Annotated in this window: 10 protein-coding genes and 2 tRNA genes; 4 read left to right on the forward strand and 8 right to left on the reverse strand. The window is 63.6% G+C overall.

The genetic code is table 11. The features are described from left to right. Positions 1–78 precede the first annotated feature (78 nt). From MB818_RS14060 to MB818_RS14095, 8 genes are all read right to left on the reverse strand, one after another. Complete coding sequence (locus MB818_RS14060; protein WP_238905479.1) at positions 79–798, reverse strand: porin; 720 nt, start codon at positions 796–798, stop codon at positions 79–81. A 176-nt stretch (positions 799–974) separates the two neighbouring features. Beyond that, entirely contained in the window at positions 975–2,120 is a 1,146-nt protein-coding gene (locus MB818_RS14065) for an iron-containing alcohol dehydrogenase (protein WP_238905482.1), read from the reverse strand. Positions 2,121–2,125: 5 nt separating this feature from the next. After that, positions 2,126–3,502 carry an aldehyde dehydrogenase family protein gene (locus MB818_RS14070; protein WP_238905484.1) on the reverse strand — a complete coding sequence of 459 codons (1,377 nt, stop codon included), beginning with the start codon at positions 3,500–3,502 and terminating at the stop codon, positions 2,126–2,128. 103 nt (positions 3,503–3,605) lie between these two features. After that, positions 3,606–4,961 carry a glutamine synthetase family protein gene (locus MB818_RS14075; RefSeq protein ID WP_238905487.1) on the reverse strand — a complete coding sequence of 452 codons (1,356 nt, stop codon included), beginning with the start codon at positions 4,959–4,961 and terminating at the stop codon, positions 3,606–3,608. 97 nt (positions 4,962–5,058) lie between these two features. Then, entirely contained in the window at positions 5,059–6,093 is a 1,035-nt protein-coding gene (locus MB818_RS14080) for a TRAP transporter substrate-binding protein (RefSeq protein WP_234136248.1), read from the reverse strand. Positions 6,094–6,148: 55 nt separating this feature from the next. Further along, positions 6,149–7,474: a TRAP transporter large permease gene (locus MB818_RS14085; RefSeq protein WP_238905489.1), complete on the reverse strand. Its 1,326-nt coding sequence runs from the start codon at positions 7,472–7,474 to the stop codon at positions 6,149–6,151. A 1-nt stretch (position 7,475) separates the two neighbouring features. Further along, on the reverse strand, positions 7,476–8,012 hold the full coding sequence (locus MB818_RS14090; RefSeq protein WP_011048307.1) for a TRAP transporter small permease subunit: 537 nt from the start codon (positions 8,010–8,012) through the stop codon (positions 7,476–7,478). Between the two features lie 16 nt (positions 8,013–8,028). Continuing rightward, a complete protein-coding gene (locus MB818_RS14095; RefSeq protein WP_238905492.1) occupies positions 8,029–8,814 on the reverse strand; it encodes an N-formylglutamate amidohydrolase in 786 nt (261 codons plus the stop codon). Between the two features lie 104 nt (positions 8,815–8,918). On the opposite strand from MB818_RS14095, the gene MB818_RS14100 reads away from it, so the two are divergent. The 4 genes from MB818_RS14100 (at position 8,919) to MB818_RS14115 (ending at position 11,221) form a co-directional block, all read left to right on the forward strand. Then, entirely contained in the window at positions 8,919–9,791 is an 873-nt protein-coding gene (locus MB818_RS14100; protein WP_234136251.1) for a MurR/RpiR family transcriptional regulator, read from the forward strand. A 99-nt stretch (positions 9,792–9,890) separates the two neighbouring features. Continuing rightward, positions 9,891–10,829: a pirin family protein gene (locus tag MB818_RS14105; RefSeq protein ID WP_234136252.1), complete on the forward strand. Its 939-nt coding sequence runs from the start codon at positions 9,891–9,893 to the stop codon at positions 10,827–10,829. A 186-nt stretch (positions 10,830–11,015) separates the two neighbouring features. Continuing rightward, positions 11,016–11,092 (forward strand) — tRNA-Asp (locus MB818_RS14110). 52 nt (positions 11,093–11,144) lie between these two features. Next, a tRNA-Asp gene (locus MB818_RS14115) sits at positions 11,145–11,221 on the forward strand.

Raw genomic sequence — 11,221 nt, forward strand, 5'->3', positions numbered from 1 at the left:
CAAAACCGCCGAACCTCAGGTTCGGCGGTTTCTTGTTTTAGATCAGGTATTTATGATCCATAGCTGATGCTGACGAGGTCAAAGCCCAGGAAGGCGATCCAGCAGGGCACGGCGACCGAATGTCGTGCCGGGACGGTCGCCAAGGTCAAACCGCAGGCCGACCCCGACAAAGGCGTCGTTGTTGCTGAAATTGGCCACCCGGGCATTGCCGGTTCCGATTTCGCCATAGAGATTGACGCCGCTGCCCAACCCGTAATCGGCGCCGATGGCCATGCGGGTCATGTTGGCGCCGGTCTTGTTGTCCATGAAATCGACGCTGGCGTTCAGGCTCAGCGGGCCGTTGCCCACATCGCTGCTGATCTTGCCGCCCAGCAGGGTCGCGTTGCTCCCCTGCACGCGGCCACGAGAGAAATAACCCTCCAGCCGAATGGCCGAGAAGTCGTAGGCGGCTTCGAGGCCGTAGAAGTTGCGGTCGATGCCGCCACCATCCTCGGTCCCCCAGAACCCGCCGACCGCGCCGCCATAGCCGAACTTGTAGATACCATGCAGCGTGGCGCTGCGGCCGCTGCCGCCAACCTGATCGAACTTGTAATACCCAACGTCAAGCTGGGTTGCGACAGAACTGCCAAGGCCAAGCTCGAAAGAGCCTTGCAGCGCCTGGCGCGCGCCCTTGGATTTGTTGGTGAACTGATAGTGGTTGATGTCGACATTGGCGCCGACAAGACCGATACTCTGTGCCGAAAGGCTGGCGGGGGTCATGCCGACCGCCAATACCGCCGCTGCCACGCGGAGTTTCATGCTGCTGCTCCTTAGCCTGATGCGCTGGGATGCGCGGGCGCTTTACGCGCTCTCTGGTGCGATCATATACATCGCGCCGAATCAGGTAAAGGTCTTTGATTCTGCGAGCGGAATCCAGTTGGCGCCGCTGCCGGTGCCGCCGGGCAGGGGCCTCGCACCCCCGCCCGGCGAAACTATCAGAACAACGATTCCAAAAGCGGGCGCGTGTTCTCTGCCGTCATCACGACGGGGTTGCCACCGGTCGAGGGGTCGTTCAGTGCGTCACGCACCAGCACGTCGATATCGGGATTGGTGACGCCCAGATCGGTAAGCGTCTTGGGGATGCCGAGCGACGTGTTCAGATCATCGACATAGGCCGCGAACCCGTCGAACCCGCCCGCGATGCCCAGATAGGCAGCGGCTTGCGCCAGCACGCCCTCGGCCGCGGGGCGGTTGAATTGCAGCACGGCAGGCATGCAGACCGCGTTGGTGGTGCCGTGATGGGTGTGGTGATGCGCGCCGATAGGGTGCGACAGCGCATGGATGGCGCCCAGCCCCTTTTGGAAGGCGGTGGCGCCCATGGCGGCGGCCGACATCATATGCGCGCGCGCCTCAAGGTCCGACCCGTCGGCATAGGCGCGGGGCAGGTATTCCTTGACCAGCCGCATGCCTTCCAGTGCGATGCCCTGGCTCATCGGGTGGTAATGGGGCGAGCAATAGGCCTCGACACAATGGGCAAAGGCATCGAGGCCGGTGCCTGCGGTGATGAATTTCGGCATGCCCACGGTCAGTTCCGGGTCGCAGATCACCACCTTGGGCAGCATCAGCGGGTGGAAGATGATCTTCTTCTCGTGGGTTTCCGAATTGGTGATCACGCCCGCACGACCGACCTCGGAGCCGGTGCCGGCAGTCGTCGGCACCGCCACAATGGGGTGAATGCCCGCCGGATCGGCGCGCGTCCACCAGTCGCCGATATCCTCGAAATCCCAGAGCGGGCGGCTCTGGCCTGCCATGAAGGCCAGCGTCTTGCCAAGGTCCAGCCCCGAACCGCCGCCAAAGGCGATCACCCCGTCATAACCGCCCTCGCGATAGACTTTCAGCCCGGCCTCGACATTGCGCTCGGTCGGGTTGGGGTCCACCTCGGAAAACATCGCCCGGCCCAGGCCCGCGGCCTCCATCAGGTCCAGCGTGCGGGTGGTGATCTCCATCGCCGCCAGCCCTTTGTCGGTGACCAGCAGCGGCTTGGTGATGCCGGCGGCCTTGCAGGCCTCGGCGATCTCGGCGATCCGCCCCGCGCCAAAGCGGATGGCGGTGGGATAGGACCAGTTTCCAACAAGTTTCATGGGCCTCAAGCCTTTTTCAGATGATAGGATTTGGGACGGGTCAGGGCGTGAAAGCCCAGCACGGAAAGGCCCGCGCCGCGGCCGGTATCCTTGCAGCCGGTCCAGCAGAGCGCGGGGTCAAGGTAATCGCAGCGGTTCATGAACACGGTGCCGGTTTCCAGCCGCCTGCCGATCTCGTCGGCACGGGCGGTGTCGCGGGTCCAGATCGAGGCGGTCAGCCCGAACTGGCAATCGTTCATCAGCGCAATCGCCTCTTCGTCATCGGCGACCGGCATGATGCCGACGACGGGCCCGAAGGTCTCTTCGCGCATGATCTCCATGTCATGGGTGACATTGGTCAGGATCTGCGGTGTCAGATAGGCGCCGCCGTCATCCTGCGGGAACCGCTCGATATGGGCGGTCGCACCCTTGGCAATGGCATCCTCGATCTGGTCGCGGGCGACCTGGGCAAAGCGCACATTGGCCATCGGCCCGATGGTGGTCTCGGGGTCCAGCGGATTGCCCAGCTTGTAACCCTTCACCAGCGCCACCGCCTTGTCGACAAAGGCGTTGAACAGGCTGGCATGCACATAGATACGCTCGATCCCGCAACAGCACTGGCCCGAGTTGAACATGGCCCCGTCGATCAGCGTCTCGACGGCGGCGTCCAGATCGGCATCGGCGCGGACATAGCCTGGATCCTTGCCGCCCAACTCGGTCGAGACGGGGATGAAGGTGCCGGCGGCGGCGCGTTCCATCGCCTGACCGCCCCGGACCGAGCCGGTGAAGTTGACGAAGTTCACCTTGCGCCGCGAGATCAGCTCGGCGGTGGTGTCGTGGTCCAGCACGATGTTCTGGAACACGTCCTCGGGGACGCCCGCGGCATGGAACGCCTCGGCCAGCCGCTCGCCCACCTGCAAGGTCTGGGCGGCATGTTTCAGGATCACCGTATTGCCCGCCATCAGCGCGGGCGCCACCGTGTTGATCGCGGTCATATAGGGATAGTTCCAGGGCGCCACCACCAGCACCACGCCAAAGGGCTCGCGCTCGATCTTGCGCAGAAAGGCGTCGCTGTCCTCGATCACCAGCGGTGCCAGCGCGCTTTCGGCGATCCCGGCCATATAGGTGGCGCGCTCGTTGAAACCGCCGAACTCGCCGCCATAGCGGACCGGGCGGCCCATCTGATGGGCCAGTTCCACCGCCATGCGGTCGGTGGTCTTGCCCACCTCGGCCACCGCCGCCAGCACCAGCGCCACGCGCTCGGCCAGGGGGCGCGCGGCCCAGGCGGCTTGCGCGGCACGGGCGCGGTCGGCAGCACCCATGGCCGCCTCGCGCGTGGCCGTGGGCCGTTCCAGATATACCGATCCGTCGATCGGCGAGATGCATTTGACTGTCTGAGCCATCACGATCCTCTTGGCGCCCTCGCGCCCTTCCTCTTGCCCGAAATATCCCGGGGGTGAATGCCGCGCCAGCGGCAGAGGGGGCTGGCCCCCTCCTTGCCCGGCCTTAAGCCTTTTCGAAACCGCGTGCGATTTCCCAATCGGTCACCACGCGGTCGAATTCCTCCTGCTCCCACTGGGCGCAGCGGGTGTAGTGATCGATCACCCAATCTCCCATCGCCGCCCGCAGCATGGCCGAGCCGTCCAGGGTCCCGATCGCGTCGCGCAGGCTGCGCGGGATCTCGCCCGCCTCGGCGTTGTCATAGACATCGCCGCTGGTGGGGGGCGCCAGATCCAGCTTCTCCTCGATCCCCTGGAGGCCTGCCGCCAGCAGCGCCGCCTGCGCCAGATAGGGGTTCAGGTCCGAGCCGCCGATGCGGCATTCCATCCGCACACCCTTGGTGCCTTCGCCGCACATGCGGAACCCGGCGGTGCGGTTGTCGACCGACCAAACGGTCTTGGTGGGCGCAAAGGTGCCCTTCATGAAGCGTTTGTAGCTGTTCACGTAAGGCGCCAGGAAGAAGGTGTAATCGGGCGCATAGCGGATCATCCCGGCGCAGAACTGGCGGCCCAATTCGCTCAGCCCGTGGGCTGCATCCTTGTCGTAGAAGGCGGGTTCCGACCCGCGCCACAGCGACAGGTGCACATGGCTGGCGCTGCCGACCCGGTCGTGATGCCATTTCGGCAGAAAGCTGGCGGCGTGGCCGTGCTGATGGGCGATCTCCTTGGTGGCATGTTTGGCGATCGTGTGGTGATCGGCACAGGCCAGCGCGTCGGCATAGCGGATGTTCAGTTCTTCCTGACCCGCCTCGGCCTCGCCCTTGGTGTTCTCGACCGGGATGCCTGCGGCAAAGAGATGGTTGCGCAGCGGGCGCATGACATGCTCTTCCTTGCTGGTCTGCAGGATATGGTAATCCTCGTTATAGCCCGAGATCGGAGTCAGGTTGCGATAGCCGGTCTTGCGGATCTCGTCGAACGTGCCCTCGAACAGAAAGAATTCCAGCTCGGTCGCCATCATCGGTGTCAGCCCCAGCGCCTCGGCGCGGGCGATTTGCGCCTTCAGGACCTGACGGGGTGAATGCGGCACCGGTTCATGGGTGTGGTGATCCAGCACATCGCACAGCACCATCACCGTGCCGTCGAGCCAGGGCAGGGGGCGCAGCGTGCTCAGGTCGGGCTTCATCACGTAATCGCCATAGCCGGCCTGCCACGAGGTGGCGCGATAGCCGTCCGGCGTTGCCATCTCCAGATCGGTGGCCAGCAGGTAGTTGCAGCAATGGGTTTCCTCATAGGCGCTGTCGAGGAAGTTCTGTGCATGGAACCGCTTGCCCATCAGGCGGCCCTGCATGTCGACCAGGCAGACCAGAACCGTGTCGACGGTGCCTGCGGCAACCTGGGCTTTCAGCGTTTCGAATGTGAGCATGTCACGACCTTTGGATTGGGTGGGGTCAAGAATTTTCGTCGAAAATTCTGTCGCGGGGACCGGCCCGCCGCAAGGGGCGGCGGGCCGGGTCTGTGATTTAGCCGTAGCGATAGGGCCGTCCGGCCTTGGCCATGTCGGCGTTGTACTTCTTGAAGATCTCGACCACCTTGGCCTTGGTCTCGGATTCCGCCGCGATCTCGTCCCAGAACTTGACCGCCGCCTCTTCGACCTGGGCCCATTCCGCATCCGGGATCGAGGTCAGCTGCATCTTGGTGCCATTGACACGCAGGCTGGCTTCGCCGCCCCAATACCACCACTGACGATAGTAATGCGACTGGTCACAGCAGACCCGGAACAGGGTTTGCAGGTCTTCGGGCAGCTCGTTCCAGCGGTCCATATTGGCAAAGAAGGAGCCCGCCCAGGCGCCCGAGATGTTGTTGGTCAGGAAGTAGTTGGTCACATCGGCCCATCCGACGGTGTAATCCTCGGTGATACCCGACCAGGCGATGCCATCGAGCTCGCCGGTCTGTACCGCGACCTCGATATCCTCCCACGGCAGGGTGACCGGGACCACGCCGAACTGCGACAGGAAGCGGCCCGCGGTGGGGAAGGTGAAGACGCGCTTGCCGTTCAGGTCGGCCAGGCTGTTGATCGGGTCCTTGGTGGCGAAATGGCAGGGGTCCCAGGCGCCCGCGCTGATATGCTTGACGCCGACCTTGGAATATTCCGCGTCCCAGATCTCGTTCAGCCCGTACTGGTTGAACAGCACCGGCACGTCCAGCGAGTAGCGCGAGGCAAAGGGGAAATAGCCGCCGAACACGGTGACCTCGGTGGGCGAGGCCATCGAGTCGTCATCCGACTGCACCGCGTCGATGGTGCCGCGCTGCATGGCGCGGAACAGCTCGCCCGTCGGGACCAGCTGGTCGGCATAGAACAGCTCGATCTGCATGCGGTCGCCGGCGATCTTGTTGAACATGGCAATGGCGGGGTCGATCACATGGGCGGCCAGCGCCGGGCCGGCATAGGTCTGCATGCGCCATTTGATCGTCGATTGCGCCAGCGCCGGGGTGGCCAGCGGCGCGGCCGCCGCGCCAACGGCGGCGGTGGTGATAAACTTGCGTCTTGTGGTCATCGGTTCTCTCCCAGTTGAAAAAAGGGTGGGTTGGATGTCCCGGTTCGCTCCGGGATCACTTGTTGTAGACATATTCAGGCAGCCACAGTGCGATCTGCGGAAAGGTCATGATGGTCGCCAGCGCCAAGGTCATCACCAGCACGAAAGGCAGGATCGAGCCATAGATGTCGCGCAGGGTGATCTCGGGCGGGGCCATGGCCCGCATAAGGAACAGGTTATAGCCAAACGGCGGCGTCATATAGGCGATTTGCGTGGTGATCGTATAAAGCACCCCGTACCAGATCAGGTCAAAGCCCAGCGCGCCCACCAGCGGCACGTAAAGCGGCGCCACGATCACCAGCATCGCGGTATCGTCCAGAAAGGTGCCCATGATGATAAAGCTGAGCTGCATCAGGATCAGGATGACCCAGGGGTTCAGCCCCAGCCGTTCGGTGAACAGATCCTCGATCGCCTTGACCGCGCCCAGCCCATCGAAGACCGCGCCAAAGGCCAGTGCGGCCAGGATGATCCACATGAACATGCACGAGATACCCAAGGTGGAGCGGACCGAGGTCTCGAACACCTGACGGTTCATCCGGCCCTTGAGCACGGCGGCCAGAAAGGCCGTCAGCGCCCCGATGGCCGAGCTTTCCACCAGCGAGGTCCAGCCGTTCACAAAGGGCACCATCATCGCGGCAAAAATGCCCAGCGGCAGCAGGCCCGCGCGCAACAGGCGCAGTTTCTCACCCATCGGCACGTCACGCTCTTCAGCCGACAGCGCCGGGCCAAGGGCCGGGTTCAGCTTGCAGCGGATGGCGATGTAGAGGATGAACATGGCGGCCATCATCAGGCCCGGCAACACGCCCGCCAGCCACAGCTGGCCCACCGGCTGGCGGGCGATCATCGCGTATAGCACCAGCACCACCGACGGCGGCACCAGGATCCCCAGGCTGGATCCGGCCTGGATCACCCCCGTGACCATCTTCTTGTCATAGCCGCGTTTGAGGAGTTCCGGCAGCGCAATGGTGGCGCCAATGGCCATGCCCGCCACCGAAAGCCCGTTCATTGCTGAAATCAGAACCATCAGTCCGATGGTGCCGATGGCCAGCCCGCCATTCAGGCCGCCCATCCAGACATGGAACATCTTGTAGAGGTCGTCGGCGATCTTCGATTCCGACAGCACGTAACCCATGAAGATGAACATCGGCAGGGTCAGCAGCGGATACCATTTCATCAGCTTCATCGCCGCCGAGAAACCGATATCATAGCCGCCCCGGTCGCCCCACAGCAGCAGCGAGGCCAGCACCGCGACAAAGCCGATGGCGCCGAACACGCGCTGGCCGGTCATCAGCATCACCATCATGGTGGAAAACATCAGGATGGCGATCAGTTCATAGGACATCTCAGATCACCTCGCGCGGGATATGTTCGCCACGGATCCGCAGAATGTCCTTGGCCAGTTCGGACAGGGCCTGCAGCAGCATCAGAAACAGGCCCGCGCACATGATGGTCTTGATCGGCCACAGCACCGGGCGCCACGCGGTCGGGCTGCGCTCGCCATATTGGAAGGAATAGCTGAGGCTGTCATAGCCGCCATAAAGGAGCACGCCGAGATAGAAGATCAGGAACAGCACGGTAATCGCGTCGGTCCAGGCCTTGCGCCGGTCCGACCATTCGCCATAGAGCAGGTCCATCCGCACGTTCGACCCCATCTGGATCGAATAGGGACCGCCCAGGATGTAATAGGCGACCATGGCGAATTGCGCCATTTCCAGCGTCCAGAGCGAGGGGTTGATATCGAACCCCAGATCGCTGCCGACCTTGGAGAAGCTCGACCACAGCAGGATCGCCATCATCACGAAGATGCCATACATCACCAGCCGCCCGATCCAGCGGTTCATCCGGTCGACGATGCGGATATAGGCGCGCAGCGCGGTCATTTCGGGATGCCTCCGGTCATGCCTGTGCCCCTGCGGGTGCTAGCGTTTCAATCATCCCGGCCAGCATCGGGGCCAACAGCCCGGTGATGCGGTTGACGCCCGAAGGCGTGTCGATCAGATCGTTTCGGACCTCGATCATCACGTTGGGCAGTCCGCGCGCGATGGCATGTTCGCGCAGGGTGTGGGTCACGCCGTCGGTGGCGGAATAGGGCTCGTTCAGCGCGGCCTTGAGACCCGACCCTTGCGCGGCCGTCAGCAGCAGTTGGGCGGCGCGGTCGTCGCTGTCATGCAGGATGCCCAGTTCGACACTGCGCGTCCGGCCCTGATAGACCGGGGTGAAACTGTGCAGGGTGATCAGCACCAGCGGCGCGGGCCGGGTGTCGAGCGTTGCCGACAACAGCTGGCGGAACGGGTGATAAACCGCATCGGCGCGTTGGGTGCGCTGGGCGGGGCTCAGCTCCGCATTGCCCGGGATGGTGTAAATCTCGCTTTGCGCGGGCATGGCATCGGCGCGTTCGGGGGGGCGGTTGCAGTCATAGACCAACCGGCTGACACGGGAATAGACCAGCGGCGCATCCAGTGCGCCCGACAGCTCCACCGCCAGATCCATGGCGCCGATATCCCAGGCCGCGTGCGAGCGCGCCGCCTCGGGCGAGAGGCCCAGTCCCGACAGTGCGGCAGGGATGAACCGGCTGGCATGTTCGCACACCAGCACAGCGCGCCCCGCGCCATGGGCGTTCAGCGCCCGCGCGGGCGGGCCTTCGACTGCGGACAGCAAGGGAGATTCGGCATCGCTTGACATGTGTAGCATTGGTTACAATCCCCAGCTCTCTGTCAATAAAATTTCTGTAGACATGATTACAGAAACGGATAACTTGTAAAAAACGCTAGAACAAAGGGCGGCCCGTGCCCGGCACATCGAAACTGGTCAAACAACGCATTCAGGACGAGACCGAGCACCTGACCCGGTCCGAACGTCAGTTGGCCTCGATCCTGTTGCAGGACTATCCGATGGGGGGGCTGCAATCGATCACCAAGCTGGCCGCCGCTGCCGGTGTCTCGACCCCCACCGTGATCCGCATGGCGCGCAAGCTGGGGTTCGACGGGTTTCCCGCCCTTCAGGATGCACTGCGCGAGGAAGTGGCGGCGCAGATCAAGAAACCGATCTCGAAACGCGACGGCTGGGTGGTGGACGAGGGCGCCGAACACCCGCTGATGCGCTTTGCCCAGGTGGTCTGGGCCAATATGCGCCACACGCTGGAGCGGACAGACACCGCGCTGTTCGACCGCGCCGCCGCGATCCTGGCCGATACCACGCGCCCGCTTTACGTGGTGGGCGGGCGCATAACCCGCTCGAACGCGGACTATCTGTACAACCACATGCAGATCATCCGGCCCAATGTCACCATGCTGGGCAATTCGGCCAATGTCTGGCCGCAATACCTGCTGGACATGGATCAGAGCTCGGTCCTGGTGATCTTCGATATCCGCCGTTACGAGGCGCATCTGGAGAAATTGGCCCAGATCGCCAGCGAGCGGGGGGTCACGGTCATCCTGTTCACCGATCAATGGGGCTCGCCCATCGGGCGGGTGGCGAACCTGACTTTCAATGGCCTTGTCGAGGCGCCGTCGAGCTGGGACAGCACCATCGCGCTGCAACTGATTGTCGAGGCGCTGATTGCCGAAGTGCAGGGCGCACGCTGGGAAGAAAGCAAAGAGCGGATCGAGGAACTGGAGGCGATGTTCTCGTCCACCCGCCTGTTCCGAAGCCCCACCTGAAATTGTGCAAATTTGCACATAAAGGCGCAAATTCTTCTGAATTGTGCATTTCGTTCCAATTGCTACCTTAGCCTCATCCCAACCGAACGGAGGTCTGAGATGAGCTGGAACCCCTTGCTGGATGCCGATATCCCCCTGGGCAACGATGTGGATGCCATCGAAACGGTGATCGTGCCGCGTGCCCGCGATCTGGGCGGGTTCGAGGTGCGCCGCGCCCTGCCGGCGCCGCGCCGCCAGATGGTCGGGCCGTTCATCTTCTTCGACCAGATGGGGCCGGCCGAGTTCCTGACCGGGCAGGGCATCGACGTGCGCCCGCACCCCCATATCGGGCTGGCCACCGTCACCTATCTTTACAAAGGGCGGCTGCATCACCGCGACAGTCTGGGTACCGACCAGTGGATCGAGCCGGGTGCTGTCAACTGGATGATAGCGGGCAATGGCGTCACCCATTCCGAACGCACCGATGGTCCGGCGCGTCAGGCGCCGCTCAGCATGTTCGGCATCCAGACCTGGGTGGCGCTGCCAGAACATCTGGAAGAGACCGGCGCCAGCTTTGAACATGCCCCCGCCAGCGCGCTGCCGCTGCTCGAGGCAGAGGGCAAGCAGGTGCGGCTGGTGCTGGGCGATGCCTGGGGTGCTTCGGCGCCGGTCGAAACCACATCCGAGATGTTCTATGCCGACGCGCAGCTTGAACCCGGCGCGGCTCTGCCGCTGCCCGACAATCACGAGGATCGCGGCGTCTATGTCACCCAAGGATCGGTCGAGGTCGCCGGACAGGGATTCGAGGCGGGCCGGATGATGGTGTTCCGCCCCGGTGACCGTCTGAGCCTGAAGGCGGGTCCTCAGGGCGCACGGCTGATGCTGCTGGGCGGTGCCACGCTGGGCGGGCCGCGTCATATCTGGTGGAATTTCGTGGCCAGTTCGAAAGAGCGGATCGATGCGGCGAAAGAGGCCTGGCGCGCCGGCGATTGGCGCCATGGCCGGTTCCGACTGCCGCCCGGTGATGACGGCGAATTCACCCCGCTGCCAGTACGCTGATAGATGTCCGATAGCGGGGGAAACCGGGATAATGTTTTGAAATTAAAAACAATCCCGCCAGGCGGCTGACGCCTGGACCGAGAATTTCCTGACCCGTGGGCAAAAAAGTGAGAAACCCGCTTGACGATGCCCGAGCCGCGCCATAATACACCCCAACGTTCCGCAGGGAACGCCAGATCACAGTGTGCGGTTGTAGCTCAGTTGGTTAGAGTACCGGCCTGTCACGCCGGGGGTCGCGGGTTCGAGCCCCGTCAACCGCGCCACTGATGATCCCCTCCCGGAGGTTCCGGGACCGGCCCGGAGGGCAGGAAATGCGCGGTTGTAGCTCAGTTGGTTAGAGTACCGGCCTGTCACGCCGGGGGTCGCGGGTTCGAGCCCCGTCAACCGCGCCA

Origin of the sequence: Ruegeria alba (assembly GCF_022321465.1) — a bacterium.
GTDB classification, from domain to species: Bacteria; Pseudomonadota; Alphaproteobacteria; order Rhodobacterales; family Rhodobacteraceae; genus Ruegeria_B; species Ruegeria_B alba.